9 protein-coding genes are annotated in these 16,451 nt (G+C 66.4%); 1 reads left to right on the top strand and 8 read right to left on the bottom strand.

Translation table 11 applies throughout. The annotated features are described in order from the left end of the window. Positions 1 to 7: 7 nt before the first annotated feature. The 4 genes from J4G32_RS14820 to J4G32_RS14805 form a co-directional block, all read right to left on the bottom strand. Positions 8 to 3,466: an AAA family ATPase gene (locus J4G32_RS14820; RefSeq protein WP_210496064.1), complete on the bottom strand. Its 3,459-nt coding sequence runs from the start codon at positions 3,464 to 3,466 to the stop codon at positions 8 to 10. Beyond that, entirely contained in the window at positions 3,463 to 4,704 is a 1,242-nt protein-coding gene (locus J4G32_RS14815) for a metallophosphoesterase family protein (protein WP_210496062.1), read from the bottom strand. Before J4G32_RS14815 ends, J4G32_RS14820 begins: the two co-directional genes overlap by 4 nt. A 94-nt stretch (positions 4,705 to 4,798) precedes the next feature. Continuing rightward, positions 4,799 to 7,240, bottom strand: coding sequence for a DNA translocase FtsK (locus tag J4G32_RS14810; protein ID WP_210496058.1), 2,442 nt, complete (start codon positions 7,238 to 7,240; stop codon positions 4,799 to 4,801). A gap of 149 nt (positions 7,241 to 7,389) precedes the next feature. Beyond that, positions 7,390 to 9,480 (bottom strand): catalase, encoded by a 2,091-nt coding sequence (locus J4G32_RS14805; RefSeq protein ID WP_210496057.1) that lies wholly within the window; start codon positions 9,478 to 9,480, stop codon positions 7,390 to 7,392. Positions 9,481 to 10,014: 534 nt separating this feature from the next. On the opposite strand from J4G32_RS14805, the gene J4G32_RS14800 reads away from it, so the two are divergent. Next, positions 10,015 to 11,598, top strand: a complete 1,584-nt coding sequence (locus J4G32_RS14800) for an EAL domain-containing protein (protein ID WP_210496048.1) — start codon at positions 10,015 to 10,017, stop codon at positions 11,596 to 11,598. A gap of 14 nt (positions 11,599 to 11,612) precedes the next feature. On the opposite strand, the gene J4G32_RS14795 is transcribed toward J4G32_RS14800, so the two are convergent. Genes J4G32_RS14795 through J4G32_RS14780 form a run of 4 tightly spaced genes read right to left on the bottom strand, consistent with a single transcriptional unit; the run spans position 11,613 to position 16,450 of the window. Then, the gene (locus J4G32_RS14795) at positions 11,613 to 12,752 is read right to left on the bottom strand and encodes a DUF1513 domain-containing protein (protein WP_210496041.1); all 1,140 of its coding nucleotides are present in this window, start codon (positions 12,750 to 12,752) and stop codon (positions 11,613 to 11,615) included. Then, on the bottom strand, positions 12,742 to 13,794 hold the full coding sequence (locus J4G32_RS14790) for an imelysin family protein (RefSeq protein WP_210496038.1): 1,053 nt from the start codon (positions 13,792 to 13,794) through the stop codon (positions 12,742 to 12,744). The genes J4G32_RS14795 and J4G32_RS14790 overlap by 11 nt, the downstream gene beginning before the upstream one ends. Before the next feature lie 8 nt (positions 13,795 to 13,802). Next, complete coding sequence (locus J4G32_RS14785) at positions 13,803 to 14,987, bottom strand: di-heme oxidoredictase family protein (protein ID WP_210496036.1); 1,185 nt, start codon at positions 14,985 to 14,987, stop codon at positions 13,803 to 13,805. Beyond that, a complete protein-coding gene (locus J4G32_RS14780) occupies positions 14,984 to 16,450 on the bottom strand; it encodes a multicopper oxidase family protein (RefSeq protein WP_210496034.1) in 1,467 nt (488 codons plus the stop codon). Before J4G32_RS14780 ends, J4G32_RS14785 begins: the two co-directional genes overlap by 4 nt. Between the last annotated feature and the right edge of the window lies 1 nt (position 16,451).

Genomic DNA, 16,451 nt, shown 5'->3' with positions numbered 1-16,451 from the left:
CAGCCCGCTACAAATTGATGACGTCGACCGCTGGCCCCAAGGTCGCTTCGGCCAGGTCGGCCACATGCCGGTGGTGCGTGAACAGGATGACCTGCCGCGCATCCCCGAAGGCTGCCAACACCGATAAGGTGCGGGCCGTCCGGGTTTCGTCGAAACTCGCCAGCAGATCGTCGCCGATGAAGGGTAATGGCTCCGCGCTGCGATATTCGAGTAGCGCGAGACGCAGGGCGAGGAAGAGCTGATCGCGGCTTCCCTCGCTCAGGCCCGCCACCGGAACCCGCGTGCCGTCCACGCGCAAAGCCACCAGAATCGGCCGATCGGACTCGTCGTAATCGGCTCCGAGGCCACTGAATGAGCCTGCCGTCGCAAGGCTGAACAGGGCGCCCGCCCGGGACACAAGGGGATCCTGCACGGCAGCGCGATGCCGCTCGATAGCCCGTGTGGCGAGCCGTGCAGCGGCTGCGCGCACGACCCAGCTTTGCGCGATCGACAGAAGCTCCGCAGACGCCTCCGCCCGCTCGCGCGCCGCTCCGCCAGCGTCACGTCCACGGGCGAGCGCTTCGCGCTCCTGTTCGGCCTGATGCTGCCTGATGGCCGCATCGCGAATTTCGGCCAGAAGCTGGCTCTGCCGCGCGGTCAATCGCTCGACCTCCCCCGGCAGCAGGTCGGGGTCGAGGCCAACCTGTTCCAAGCGGACCGCATCCTCGTCGAGGCCATCCGCCGCGTCGATCAGATCGCGCGTGACCAGCGCGCGTTCGGCGTCGAGGCGATGACGATGCCCCAGTCGATCGAGCGCTGCGGCGAGATCGCTCTGCTCTGACACGCCCAACGTCGCGAACGCCTCGTTGAGCACCGCCGCGACAGCCTCGCGGCGGGCTGCGAGCGACGAGCGGCGTGTGTCCCGCTCCGTGGCCAACTGCCGGAGACGGGCGCGGGAATCAGCCGCGCGTCTGGCTGCTACCAGCCGAACCGTGAGGCCTTCGAGGGCTTTCTGGGCCTGTTCATCGATGAGGTCGGGAGCAACCGCCGCGCAGACAGCGGCCACATCCCGATCAAAGTCGGCGAGATCCCGCTCGATGCCGTCGATGCTGCGGCCCTCTCGTTCAAAGATCTGCTTCTCGCGGGGCACCGATTGCCAGACCTGAAGGGCAGCCTCCGCCTCCGCGACCGACGACTCGGGAGGAAATGCGATCGCCCGCATGGCCCCGGGCCACGCTAGCGCGTGATCCGACAAGGCCGCGTCCAGACGTGACAGGACAGCTGTGCCTTCGGCAAGGTCCTGCTCCGCACGCGCCCGCGCGACAGCGTTCCCCACCGCTTCGGCCCAGGTTTTTTGCATCTCGGCCTGACGCGCGCGCGCCTCGCGATAGAGAAGGTCCACGGCAAGGCCCGGAGGTGGGCTACGGCCATATTCCGCGAGGAGGTCCGACAAGGCGGACCGACGCGACTCGAGCCGCACCGCCAGCGCGCCGATTTCGGCCATGCGGGTGGCAAGATGCGAGCGGCGCTCGACGATCCGTTGCACGCCCTCCCGCCACAGAGCCATGTCGGCGGGCTGGCGCGGAGCAACACCTGTCCCGTCCCAGAGGCTGCGCCACGCGGATTCCTCGGCAACCCTTCGTGCCTCAAGGATGGCGACCTGCTCACTCAGGCGCTCGCCCTCGGCAATGCCATCCGCGAGTCGCTCCTCGGCAGCCTGGCGACGGGCGGCGCGCGCGCTGTCGGACAGCAATTGATCGGTGACCGCATCGAGGGACTGAGAAAGCGTCTCCAAGGTGGCCAGACCTGCTCTCAACGCGGCCTCCTCGCGGTCAAGGTCGGCCGACAACGCGCGAAATGCGGAATCGCGGTCGTCGCGCGCGGCGAGGAGGTCGAGGCGAGTCACGCTCGCACCTTCCCGCGACAATCGGACGATCTCCGCGCGCTCGGCGGCGACCGTCTGATCCGCGCTCTGCCGGCGATTCCGTACTTCGGAGATCTCATCGCTGAGCTTCTCGGCGGCGCGAGCATGAGCCGCGATGGTCGTTGCGTCGGGCAGAGACAGGATTGCGAGGGCGGCGGGATCGCCAGCCCTCGGAAACAAGGCGGCCGCCGTCTCGGTCAGAGCATGGTCCTCGGCCTCGCAACTGGCCCGGTCCCGCAAGAGTCGGTCTACATCCGCCTCGACATCGGCCATGGAGTCGAGTCGCTGCCGGAACGATTCGGGATCGACAACGGTGGTGATCTCACCTTCCGCCGGCGCAAGGCGGGCCTTCTCCCGGCGGGCCCTTTCGGCCCTGTCTTCCGCCTCACGGCGGCGCTCCTCATCACGCCGGCGCTGATCGATCAGTTCGCGGACGCGCGCCAACGCGTGATCGGTGGGCAAAGCTTCCAGCAGAACCCCGTGGGAGGGAAGGCCCATTCGCCTCGCTGCTTCGTCGAGCGCGTCCTGCGCCGTGCGGCGCGCCTCGCGCCGGCGCGGCAGATCTTCGATGGCCTTGCGAACCGCGCCGATGCGCTCGCGCAGGGCATCGATCGTGACACCCTCGGACAGCACCGCCTCGTCGACCGACAGGGCCGCGATGGATGCGGCGTCCGCGGCATCGGCCTGGGCCAGCTCGCTGAATTGAGCGGCCATCTGGGCGTCGGCCGAGACCGCGCTCCGCCAGGCATCGACCATCGACTCTCCAACCTGGGGAAGATCCTGGAACGAGAGCAGATCCTGCCCGATCGCGTCGAGTCGCGCGAGCTTCGGGCGGGTTCGAAGAGCCCGCTGGAGCCGGGCGAGATCGCGACCGGTCTGCTCGTGTTCCCTGTTCAGGGCTGAAAGCGCAATCCCGGCGTTGCCTACGGCCGCGTCGGCACTCGACAACGCATCGGCAGTGACGATGGCGTCGCGCAGACGGCGCTCCGCCTCTTCGTGGCGTGCGGAGGCGAGGTAGAAGGTCTTTCCGGCGGATTTGCGCGGCGTGAACAGGGCATCGGCCTCAAGCACCAGCTGCTCGCGCAGGCGCGAAAGGGCCGACAGGCCGGCCGAACTGGCGGCCAGGGTTTCGGCCAACCGTCCGCCCGCCTTGAGCAATTCGTGTCCGCCCGCGCGCAGGGTCTGTGCCGTCAGGCCGAATTCGGTTCCGAATGTCTCTCGCCCGATCGTCCCGATGAGGGGTGACAGAAGATCGTCGGGCAGGGCGTCGTCGCGCGCATCCACGAGGGTGTTCTTGGCGCCCTTCCGTCGCCGGAAGGCAAGTGCGGTGCCGTCGGCCAGCCGGACGACACCACCCACCCGCAGGGCCTTTGCCTCATGGCTGAACGCGTACGTCGTCGTATGTCCAAACCCGAAGAGCAGATCGCCGATGGCCGACAGCGCCGATGTCTTGCCGGCCTCGTTGGCGCCCACCACCACGTGCACGGAAGCGCCTGCCCTGAAGGTCAGGGTGCGGTCGGAAAACGCCCCGTAGCGTTCCAGCGTGAGGGTTTCGAGTCTCACGAGGGGAGCGCCCCCACGAGGTAGTCGCGCGCCTGCAAGGCAAGCTGCTCCAGGGCGTCTGGATCCTCGACGGATAATTCGGCGCGAAGATCGCGGGGCAATTTGTCGGCAACGCTCGCGAGAAGCTCCGACAGGACGCTGCGGAAGGCGGGATCGTCCGCCGCCGCCTCCAGCAAACCGGCCACATCGAGGGCGTCAGGCTCGGCGGCGCGGTCCGACACGCGGGCGGGCGCCACGGTCGCGAGCTTGACCTGCTCAACCCAGCAATCATCCGCAAACTGGAACCCGAGGGCGCGTGCTTCTTCCTCGATCGCCTCGCGTCGGGCGACCAGCCTTGCATGGGCAGACGTCGTTCCAGAGAGCGTCAAGCGCACCGCCAGCGGACGGCCGCCGGACCCGGGATGAAGCTGCCGCAGAGCCTCGCGGATCAGGGTCAGCACCTCGGCCTCGTCGCTGCATCCGGAAACGTCGATGGTTTCATGGGCCCAACGCGCTGCGTCGAGGACCAGCGGCTCGACCGCAATGATTCGTCCATCCTCGACCGTCACGCGCACGGCGCCCTTGGCGCCCGTCTCGCGGACGCTGCGGCCCTGCACATTGCCCGGATAGACGATCCAGGGATCCTCGCTCACCGTCTCGGCGGCGTGGATATGGCCCAATGCCCAGTAATCGTACCCGAATCGGCGCAGGTCATCGACCGTGCAGGGCGCGTAGGCTTCGTGCCCCCGCGTGCCGTCGAGGGCCGTGTGCAGCACCCCGATATTGAGCCAGCCTTCGCGCCTTTGCGGATATGAGGCCACGAAGTCATCGGCGACCTTGCGGCTGCTGAAACTGCGGCCGTGCAAGGCGACCCGACAGTCCTCGAGGGCGTAGGTCTCGGCCCTGTTCGACGCAAAGGTCCGCACGGTCTCCGGATAGGCGAGCGGGCCCCGGGACATGATGCTGTCGGCATCGTGGTTGCCTTTGACCATCACGGTCGGGATGCTGGCCCGATGCAGGGCACCGAGGGCGCGGGCAAAGAACAGCCCTGTCGTGACGTCCTTCCAGTCCCCGTCGAATACATCGCCAGCGATGATCACGAAGGCGGCCTGGCTGTCGATTGCCTCAGCGACAAGCGATTCCACCGCCTGGCGTCCCGCCTTGGCAAAGCGCGCAGCCACCGCCTGATCCTTCAGGCCCAGGCCCGCAAAGGGGCTGTCGATGTGCAGATCGGCCGCGTGAATGAAGGTGAATCGCATGGGTGATCGCTTTGGTGGCGGGCGATCACCCTACACAATCCCTGCGCCCGAAGGCTAGGCGGCCCTTCCCACGGAGAGAGCCGCCGGACGGCCGCTATTCGAAGTCGCGGCTGTCGCCTCCCATCAGGATCTCGCGCTTGCCCGCGTGGTTTGCGGGCCCCACGACGCCTTCCTTCTCCATCCGCTCCATGATCGAAGCCGAGCGGTTGTAGCCGATCTGCAGGCGGCGCTGGATGTAGGACGTCGAGGCCTTCTTGTGGCGCAGAACGATGGAGACGGCCTGATCGTAGAGATCCCCCGAGGGCGCGCCGAAATCGCCTTCGTCGAACACCGGAGTTTCCTCGACGTCCAGCTCTTCCTCGTCCTCTGCCGTCACGGCCTCGAGATAGACAGGCTTGGCTTGCCGCTTGAGGTGGGCCACGACCTTCTCGACCTCCTCGTCGGAGCAGAACGGGCCGTGCACGCGGGTGATGCGGCCGCCGCCCGCCATGTAGAGCATGTCGCCCTGGCCGAGGAGCTGTTCGGCCCCCATCTCGCCGAGAATCGTCCGGCTGTCGATCTTGGAGGTGACCTGGAAGGAAATCCGGGTCGGGAAGTTCGCCTTGATGGTGCCGGTGATCACGTCCACCGACGGGCGCTGGGTCGCCAGCACCACATGGATGCCGGCGGCGCGCGCCATCTGGGCCAGCCGCTGGATCGCGCCCTCGATCTCCTTGCCGGCCACCATCATCAGGTCGGCCATCTCGTCGACGATGACCACGATGTAGGGCAGCGGCTCGAGATCCATGACCTCGTCCTCGTAGACCGCCTGGCCGGTTTCCTTCTCGAACCCGGTCTGGACCGTGCGGGTGATGACCTCGCCGCGGGCCTTGGCCTCCGACACCCGCACGTTGAAGCCGTCGATGTTGCGCACGCCGAGCTTCGACATCTTCTTGTAGCGCTCTTCCATCTCGCGCACGGCCCAGCGCAGCGCGATAATCGCCTTTTTGGGATCGGTGACGACGGGGGTGAGCAGGTGCGGAATGCCGTCATAGACGGACAATTCGAGCATCTTGGGATCGACCATGATCAGCCGGCATTCCTGCGGGGTGAACCGGTAGAGCAGGGACAGGATCATGGTGTTGATGGCGACCGACTTGCCCGAGCCAGTGGTGCCGGCGACCAGCAGATGCGGCATGCGGGCGAGATCGGCGATCACCGGCTCGCCCCCGATGGTCTTGCCCAGACATAGGGGAAGCTTCTGCTTCGAGGCTTTGAAATCCGCGCTTTCGAGCTGTTCGCGCAGATAGACCGTATCACGCGTCTCATTCGGCAACTCGATGCCAATGGCGTTGCGGCCGGGAATCACTGCCACGCGGGCAGAGACGGCGCTCATGGAGCGCGCGATGTCGTCCGACAGAGCAATAACACGGGCGGATTTGGTGCCCGGCGCGGGTTCGAATTCATACAGCGTGACCACGGGACCGGGCCGCACATGGATGATCTCGCCCTTGACGCCGAAATCGCGGATCACCTTTTCGAGGCGACCGGCCGAGGCCTCGAGAATATCGTCGGTGAGGATTGGACCCTCCGTGACAGGAGGCTCGGCCAGCAGGGCGATATCCGGCAGCTCGTACTCCGTCGACTCGGGGCGGCTGCGCGCGAAGGGAATCACTTCGGCGGTCGGAGGCGTCACGATTGGCTCGGCGGGGCGCACCACGCGCGCAGCAAGGGTCAGATCGAGCGGTTCGGGATCGGGGTCGGGGTCGGGGTCGGGTGCCGTCGCAGGAAGAGGGGTTGCGCCAGTCTCGTAAAGCCAGAGAAAGTCCGATTCTTCGCCGGCCCCGCTCAGATCTAACGATTGTTCGATTTGACGCATAGGCGTCAACGCAGGCGCCACGGATGGCTCGTCGACCGGTGTCTCCACGTCCCACGGCACGACCGGCGCGAAGGACAGCGGCTCGGCGTCGCCGACATCCGCTGCCTGCCAAGGTTCAGCCCCGCTGAACGTCGATTCGAGCGAGAGAATGTCAACCACGTAGGACCGGCTCACCCAACCGAACGACCCGGTGGCAGAACCCGGCTCCTCAAGGGGTCGCGCTGCGGGCGCGGTGTCAGACCGAGCCTGCCGCCGCATGGGGGCCGCGGCTGGAGCAGGCTGCGGCAACAGGGCTGAATGCAGGTCCGCGATCTGGTGGCGCACGGGGTTCTCCTGGGGCTTTGCCGCCGCGGCGGACACCTCTTCTGGATGCGGGCGGGGTTCGAGGGTCTTGGTCACGGCGGCCACGATGGCGCTCGCCTTGGCGAGCGTGGCCGTACGATCGGCGGTCACGCGCTGGGGAGTCCTCGTCGACCGCACGTTCCTGTCCACGGCGAACGCCTTCCACCAGCCTGGTTCCGGCAGGCCCGCCTCGGACCAGGGGGTTTTCCAGCGATGCTCGATCGGCCCCTGAGGCCCACGCACGGGATGCGCCGCGACCTCGGGGGTCCGGGTCTCGGTCGGACGCGAATCCGACAGTGGCGGGGGGCTGAGGGCGGGCTGGGGACTGGGTCGCATGATCTCGATGGGCTCCAAGCTTCGTGACGTCCCGAAGGCCGACGCGTCAGCGCACCATCCGCCCGACAGGTAAAAAGACGGTTAGGGTTCAGACGAAAGGTGGCGGCCCCCTCGGGAGCCGCCACGATCAGACAGTCACGGTCGGAGGGTCATGCCAGCAGACGCACTTTCGGCTCGCGATCCCATTGCCGGGTCCGGGCAGCCGCCACAAAGGCGGGAGCGCCGCCCTTCAGATCAACGATCCCGGCATCCGCCTCGACGCCGGCCTTGTCGAGAAGCGGCTGGGCGTCGGCCGTGAAGCCGATGGCCTTGAGATGCCCGAAGGCGTTCTTGGCGAAATCGACTGCCGCACCGTCGTTCAGCAGCATCGCGCAACCCTCCTTCGACAGCACGAGCGCCACCGCGTCGAAAATAACCGACGGGGTGCCGGCGAGTTGGCCGTCGGCTTTCAGCCGCTTGCCATTCTTCAGGGTCACGCCGCCGACCTTGGGCGCCACGATCTGGACAGTTGCGCCCTCGCCCACCGCTGCCGCCCGGACCGCCTCGACCAAAGCGCCGTCGGCGCCGTCGGTCACGAGAATGCCCACAGCGCGCCCTTTCAGGCTGTCAGGGTACTTGCCGATCAGACGCAGGCCCGGTGACAGGGCCATGTCCGTGGGCTCTACAGCCGCCGCGGTCTTTTTGGGAAGATCCATCCCCAGACCCTCGGCGACCCGTCGCGCCAGGTCCTCGTCCACGTTGCGCAGGTTTCCGAGCACCCGCGTGCGGATGTGCTCGAGCGAGACCTTGGACAACTCGAACACGATGGCGCTGGCGAGGTGGGCCTGCTCCGGCGCGCTCTGGGAGCGGAAGAACAGGCGCGCCTGACTGTAATGATCGGCGAAGGACTCGGCTCGCAGCCGGACCTTTGTCCCCTCGAGGGGGAGCGCAAAACTGCGGAACCCGCCCTGGGGATCCTCCCGCGGACCGCCCTCCTCGCCCGCCTCGGCGAGGCTGTTGGGCTCGTAATTGGCCCGGCCCTGGAACACCTGGGTCTGCATGTGGCCGTCGCGCTGGAGATTCTGGAAGGGGCAGCCCTTGGCGCGATTGATCGGAATCTGGTGGAAATTGACCGTCCCTAGCCGCGACAATTGCGTGTCCTGATAGGAGAACAGGCGCCCTTGCAGGAGCGGATCCTCCGACACGTCGATGCCAGGCGGCATATTGGTCGGCAGGAAAGCGACCTGCTCTGTCTCGGCGAAGAAGTTGTCGGGATTCCGGTCGAGCACCAGCCGACCGACGATCTGGATCGGCACCATTTCCTCGGGGATGACCTTGGTGGCGTCGAGAATATCGAACGGCAGCGCGTCGGCCTCATCCTGCGTCAGCACCTGGACGCCGAATTCCCATTCCGGGAAGTCGCCAGCCGCGATGGCTTCATGAAGATCCCGGCGGTGATAGTCCGGATCGGCGCCGGCGATCTTGACCGCCTCGTCCCAGCAGGTCGATTGCAGCCCGAGTTTCGGACGCCAGTGAAACTTGACGAGCACCGCCTCGTCCTTCTCGTTGAGCAACCGGAAGGTATTGACCCCGAAGCCCTCCATCATCCGCAACGACCGCGGAATTCCCCGATCCGACATGGCCCACATGATCATGTGCGTGGCCTCGGGCATCAGGCTGACGAAATCCCAGAACGTGTCATGGGCGCTTGCCGCCTGCGGATAGCCGCGGTCGGCCTCCATCTTCACGGAGTGGATGAGGTCTGGAAACTTGATGGCGTCCTGGATGAAGAAGACCGGAATGTTGTTGCCGACCAGATCCCAATTGCCTTCCTTGGTGTAGAATTTGACCGCGAACCCGCGCACGTCGCGCGGTGTATCGACGGAGCCCGCCCCGCCCGCGACAGTTGAAAAGCGCACGAAGACCTCGGTCTTCTGCCCGACTTCGGTCAGCACCTTGGCGCGGGTGTGTTTGGCCAGGGAGTGGGTCAGCTCGAAGAACCCGTGGGCAGCGGAGCCCCGGGCGTGAACGATCCGCTCCGGAATGCGCTCATGGTCGAAATGCTGGATCTTCTCCCTCAGGACGAAATCTTCCAGCAGGGTCGGACCTCTCCGTCCGCCCTTCAGGGAATTCTGGTTGTCCGAGACCGGGACCCCATGGTTCGTGGTGATCCGCGCATCGGGAGCCGATGCTGTTTGATGAAGTTCTCCGCCGTTGCCGGGTTTTCCCGTGCTGGAAGGTGCGTCGTCTTTGCGGGCCATGGTTTTTCAGATCCTTTGGTCGAAAGCAGGGTGGCGAGGAGCGCGCCGGAGCAGCGCACAGACAGGCGTCGGAGCCGGCAGGATCGGCTGCGTCCGATCGACAGCACATGACACAGCTTCTCTCTCCGAGACCGAGGGGCTCTCAGTCTCGACACAACCATAAGGATCACGGCCGCGTGATGTTCCGCCGGCTGCAGAACTCTTCCGGATTTTCCAACGATGCCCGGCCGGACCGAGACAGGGTCAGCGGCTTGCGAAGGAACGCCGAGGAGATTTCGTACGTCCTGAGCTCTGTCGATGATAGCATCGCTCGACAGGCCGCACGCCGCGCGATCCGAAAGCGGGGGAGGATCTCGCGGCATTTCAATGCAAAAAAAATGCCTCTGGCTGCGGCGGATTTGGCCCGCGTGCGTTTGTCGGTGCAGAGGCCGAGAATTTTCTAGCGTTGTAGGATTTACATCTTAGTCTGTCAGGTGCCGTCTTCGACGCGCCTTGAGATGCCGCGAGGGACGACGCCCGACCATGCTCCGACACATGCGGCAAACACTATCGTCGCTCACATGGGGCAAGGCCGCTTGCATCGTGGCGGGTGCGACCCTCGGGGCGATCCTGTTTTCCGGCTTGGGGCTTGGGCTTGTGCTGCGGGGCGCGACCGAGCGGCTGACGGAGGTGAGCGCGACTCTTCTCCATCGCACCGAGCAGCAGGGTCAGGAGGTGAGCCGGGCCTTCAAAATCCTGAACACGATCAAGGCTGAACCCTGTTCCGAGGCCGAAAATCAGGCATGGCGACGCCTCGTGTTTCAATCCCAGATTATCAACGATATCGGCTATCAGCGACACGGCTTCTTGCTTTGTACGCTGACCAGTGGCCGCCTTGCCGCACCCCTGCCGCTTGACAAGCCGGATCTCGAAACAGAGCGGGGCGCGCGGGTCAGACTGGACGCCACTCGGCCTTGGGCGCCCGACACGCCGGTCACGATTGTCGGCCAAGGCAATTACAGCGTTGCCCTGCGGGTCGATGCCCTGGGCACGCCGATGGTGCCCAGGGATTTCAGCGTAGCATCGCTCTTCGTCAATGCCTCGAGTGGACGGATAGCGAGACAGGCGGGCGCGCCGGTAGCGCTTCCCCAGAGCGAGCTGGTGAACGGCAGGATCGGCTGGCGCGCCGGTCAGCTATTTGCGGTCGGCTGCCTGCCGGAGGTGTCCACCTGTCATGTATTAAGCGCGTCCTTGCCCACCCTGCTCTCTCCTGCCCGACCGGTCCTGCTCATCCTGGCACTTGGCGGCGGCTTGACGGGCGCGCTGGGAATGGTGTCGGTCTTGACCTGGCAGCAGCAGCGCCGCTCACTCGAGAGCAGGCTCCGCCAAGCGCTGATTCGGCAGGAACTGTTCGTGCTCTATCAGCCCGTCGTGGATGCCAAGACGCTGCGCATCGTGGCAGCCGAGGCTCTCATGCGATGGGAATTGCCGGACGGGAGCTATATCCGGCCGGAGATCTTCGTTGCCATCGCGGAAGCAGGGGGCTTCACCGGTCAGATCATGCGCCTGGCGATCCAGCAGGTCGGTCGCGATCTGGGCGACGCATTGCGCGCCGATGCTGATTTCCGGGTCACGGTGAACGTCGCGGCTGGAGATCTGGGGGGAGCACCCCTTATGCACGCGCTGCAAACGCATTTTCTCGACCATGGCGTGCATCCGTCCCAGGTTGCCATCGAGCTGACGGAGCAGGTCAGCCTCGAGACGCAGGCGGCCTATGACGGCTTGCGCGATCTTCGCAGCCGCGGGTTTCAGATCTACATCGATGATTTCGGCACTGGCTACTCGAGCCTGTCCTATCTGAACGAACTTCCGGTCGATGCGATCAAAATCGACAAGAGCTTCACCGACCTGGTCGGGTCGGGCTCGCCCAAGGTCGGTGTCGTGGCGGCCATGTTGGCTATGGCCAAGAGCCTGTCCGTCGCGGTGATCGCCGAAGGGGTCGAGACCGAAGAGCAAGCGGCCTATTTTCGCGCCCATGATGGCGCGATGCTGCAGGGATGGCTTTTCGGCAAGCCCATGTCCGCCGCGGACCTCGTCGCGGCCCGGCTGGCGCAGGAAAGTCTCGCGCAGGCGAGCTAGGCCCACGATCCTGATCACGCTCCGCGCGGGCGGGCGGACGGCGATAGGAGGCGGACGTGGTTGTCCCAGACCCAGCGATCAAGGTCCGTTCCGCCGAGGCGCCTGAGCGCAGTGTCGACCACCGGAGCCATGCGGATGCCGGAATTTCCCGAGGTGACGAGAAACACGCCATCGGCAGGAGCCGGCGCCACGCCGCACACATCCGACATCCTGCGGCGGCCGAGAAAGCGGCCTGATTCAAGATCCCAGAACCCGACCGTATTGCCGATCGGGCTGGTGGCGGCCACGATCCTTTCGGCCGCATCGAGGCTCACCGACCCGACATAGTTCCTGAACGCGTCGAGGTCGTCTTCCGGCATCCCGAGAAACCGCGTGGTGCCATCGGGCTTCATTGTCCCGACAAGCATCGGCATGTCGGAGGCCTCGCCGGTGTACTGGCAGCCGAAGACGGTTTCGCCGCCGGAAGAGACCGCCAGATGCCTGATGCTGAGACCCCGCAAGCCAGCCCCCAGCTCGATCTTCATCAGCGCCTTGCCGGTAGCCGGATCGACGACGACGAGGCTGGGGTCCATCTGATCCTGGTTCAAGATTTCGCGCCCGGTCTGCGGATTGGTCCTGATCCCGCCATTGGCTACGACCATATGCTGGCGGTTCGGCAGGAAAGCGATGTCGTGCGGGCCTGTGCCGAAGCTCGGCATCTCGCCGATCCGCCGATAGGCCGCGGCCGCATCGTAGACGCCCAGAACACCCTCCCCGGTCGCGATGAGATTCTCGGTCGCATAGAGCAGCGTTCCATCGGCCGAGAAGACCCCGTGACCGTAGAAGTGGCGGCCGGGCGGCGCAGTGATGACCTGTAAGACGCTTCCCGTTCGGCGATCGATGACGGCCGCCCAGTCGCCGGGCCGGCGGGCGAACACGATGAGATCGGCTGAAAGCGGGCGAATGGAAGTGTCGTGGCCGCGCTCCGGCAGGGCCGTGGTGAAGCGCAGCGATCCGTCCAGCGAAAACACCGCGACCGCGGCTTTGTTGTCCGCATCAAGGCAGGCCGACACGTAGAGCGGTTCGGCGGTTGCGGCAGAGGCCCGCTGCGGACGCGCCTTTCCGGCAATCGCCGCGCCGAGCGCTGCCAGAAAGGAACGGCGATCAATCTCCATCGCGGCTATTGAACCCGATGATGACGCCGAGTGCGTCAGGGAGGGAAAGTTCGGCAAGATCGCGCGCCGATCGCACCGCATCGCGCAGCAGGATCAGGCGCGGGCGTTGCTTGGGGTCGGCGGCGGTTCGGCCGATATCGGGCGGAAGCGTTGCGGCGACGTGATGGGCGGTCTCGAGCGCCGCGCCCACCGATGCGCCAGCACCCGAGGGCGGCGGTGCGAGCGCCCGCGTGAGTGCCGCGATGGCCTCGAGATTGATGATGATCGCCCGCATGGACAGGCCGCTGCGCCAGCCCTCCGCAAGGGTAGGACGGACCTCCGCCTGCGTCTTGCCGAGAACGGCCGACAGCTTCTTGTCGTAGATGATCTCGAGAGACGTGATGTGATCCGTGACAAGTCGCGTCAACGCCTCGTCGATCGCCGGCGCATCCGCGGTCTCCAGCGCCGCGAGAGCGCCGTTGGGACCCGTCCATTCGGCCAGGACCTGGCTGCTTGTGCGCGCCAGACCCGCCGCGATGGCCGAGCTGACCGCGCAGCGCCGGGTAGCAGCCTCGCCGGTCGCGAAATACAGGTCCGGCGCATTGCCGTCGAAGAGCAGACGCTCCAGGGCGGTCAGGCCCTGCGAGGCCGCGCTGACGCTGGCGAAGCGCTCGGGCGACAGGTCGTCGCCGCTTCGCGCCAGCAAGGCCTGCACTCCACGGCCCACCGCGTTGTTGCGCTCCGGCCAATGGGCCATGCGCTCGAAGCGGTAGTCGCGGCTGATCGGGCCATAGAGAATAAACTCGACACCCGACCAGGCATCTGCCGCCTGCTGGAATGCCGCCTGAACGCCCGTAGAACCGGCCTTGGTCGGCGTAGCGCAGAACCCTGTCCAGGCGGCCTCCTGCGCCGCCATCGCGGCCGCCAGGGTGGTGTATCGTGGAACAAGCTCCTCCCGGGCGACGGCCTGGACGAGCTGCCGACGCGCATCGGCGCTGGGCTGCGCATGGAGGGGCGAGGCCATCAACAGGCCCAATGCCATCAGGCTGAACAGCAAACGCATGGCAGGTCTCACAATGCTCTCAAAAAGATCAGCAGCCGCTGGCGATCACGCTCGGGCAGGGAGCGGAAGCCTAGTGCCGCGCGATCCGCCTCGCCACCGTGAAACGCAATCGCCTCTTCGATAGTCGCGGCCCGGCCGTCATGCAGGAAGCCGGCGCCGGCCTCCACGATCCGTGACAGGCCCCACAGGGGTGCCGTGCGCCACTCGCTCGGAGCAACACCCGGATCGGTCGCTCCGCCATCGGTCCGGGGGCCGAGGTCGTGCAGCAGGAGATCGGTGAAGGCAGGGACGGGCCCGCGCGCGCCCGGCAGCGATGGCCGATGGCAGCCGGCGCAGCCGGTGGCCTCGAACAGATGCAGGCCTCGCGGATCGGCATCCGGCGTGACCGGGGGCGCGATGCCCGCCAGATAGGTACTGATCCGCGCGACGATCGCCTCAGACATTTCCGGCGCGCTGGCGTCGCCCCCGTGCGGAGCGCCCAGGCAGGCAGCCTGCCCGGCCGTGCAATCGCCGCTCTCGCGCGGATGGCCCTTGGTCGAGAGGCCGAGGTCGAGCAGGAACGCGGTCTCGACCTGGTCCGAAATGGAGGCCGCAGACGCTTTCCACCCGAACCTGCCGACCCGACGGTGGCCGTTCAAATCAGTCACCCAGTTGACCCGGCCCGTCACGCCATCCGCCGTGCGGGCGCGGTTGTTCGCTCCCGCAAGGATCGCCTCGTCCGGAACAGACTCAAGCGCGCCCAGGCCCCGCAATGCAGGCGCCACGCGCGCGCCGACCCGCGTCTCACCGGCCATATCCCCATAGGCGAGCGCGGAGGCCTGGTAACGCCCGTCGCGAAACGTCACGGTTCCTTCCGGGTCCACGCCGGCCACAGAGCCGGTTTGAAGCTGGCGGCCATAAACAGGGTCCGGATGGCCGTCGCGATCACTGAGGCGCAGAACCAGATGCTCGCCCACCACCACGCCCCCCGTCGCCGCGACAGGCTTGCGGTCGAGCCCTTCATGACAGGCCGCGCAGGAGCGCGCGTTGAACAGGGGACCGAGACCATCGTTGCTGAGGGTCGAAGACGGCGCCGGCACCCACGCGCGCCGGAAGAGCGCGCGCCCGATGGCATCGTCGAGGGCATGGGCAGGCAAGGGGGTCAGGGCTGCCGCGAGCCACGCGATCCGAAAGAGGCTGCAACGCACGGTCATGACTCGACGCGCAGGTAGCCCATCATGCCGAATTCCAGATGCTCCAGCACATGGCAGTGAAACATCCAGTTTCCTTCCTCCGCCACGAACGCGATCTCGACGCGCTCCTTGGGCTGGAGAAGAACCGTGTCGGCGAGATGCCGGGGCCGGGCGAGGCGCGACACGCTCAGGACCTCGAAGGTGTGTCCATGGAGATGGATGGGATGCGGATGGGGCGTCGCGTTCATCAGCTCGAACACATAGGATTGGCCGGCTTTCAGCAGGCCCAACGGCGGCGGCAGCGTGCGATGCGCGCCGGCCGACCAGGACGCCTTGTTGATGGCCCAGAACGCCGTGTCCCGCACGCAGAGCCCATCGAGCAGGATCTTCGCCAGGGGGTCATCGGGCGCGAGCTGTCCCGCCGCGTCCGCAAGCGAACCGGAGCTGGCGCTGAAGGTAAAACTCATCCGTTCGGCCTTGCGCAGATCTGCCCGAGGAACGACCGCCTCATAGAGAAGATCGGGATCGAACGGCCGGGATGGTGCCGCAGGCGCGGATGTCCGAACGGTCGCCAGGGTCCAGGTCTCGGTCGAGAAATAGTCGATCACCTGAAATTCTGCGCCGGCCTTCGGGGCGCGCACCAGCAGGTCGACCCGCATGGCCGGACCCATGCGCCAGGTCTCCAGCGGGAACGGCGCAACCGCGTTGCCGTCGATCGCGATCACCACGGCCTCGGCCCCTTCGACGCCGATGTCGATCAGCCGCGTGTTGTCGAGGTTGAGAAGACGAATTCGTATATCGCCGCGGGCCGGCACGGTGCCCTGAAAGGACCCGGCGCCATTGACGGATCGCACGGTGCCGAAGGTGCCCGCGCGGCTTGCCCCTTCCGGTGTCTCGAAGGCAAGCCAGGTTCCGTCTGTGGCGAGGCGCCAATCCTTGTAGGCCAGAACCAGGTCCGCATCGACCTGACTCCTGGCATCGCCCTCGACGATCAGCACGCCGCTCATCCCGCGGCCCGTCTGGGCGGATTCGTTGCAATGCGGATGGATGAAGAAGGTGCCCGGATCGGGGGGCGTCACCGTATAGACGAAACTCTCGCCCGGCTGGACGGGCGGTTGCGTCAGATAGGGCACGCCGTCCATGGCATTTGGAACACGCACGCCGTGCCAGTGGATCGAGGTATGCTCGCGCAGTCGGTTTTCGAGACGCACACGGATCGTGTCGCCGAGCATGATGCGTCTAACCGGCATCACGTCATCGGTATAGGACCAGACGGCGCTTTCCGGACCCGACGCGCCCAACAGGCGAGCGGGGCGTTCCATGGCGGTCAGATGCCAGTCGTGAATGCGCCCGCCTTTCACTGGCGGGCGCTTGGCAAGCGCATTTCGCGGAGGCGCCTTTGCGAGAAGGCTGGAAGCGCCCGCAATGGACGCAACACTCCCAGCCGCGATGCCTTGCAGGACCTGCCGGCGATCCAGCCTCATG

This window comes from Microvirga antarctica (assembly GCF_017921815.1).
In the GTDB taxonomy this organism is placed as follows: domain Bacteria; phylum Pseudomonadota; class Alphaproteobacteria; order Rhizobiales; family Beijerinckiaceae; genus Microvirga; species Microvirga antarctica.
This window is presented reverse-complemented; position numbering and strand designations above follow the sequence as displayed.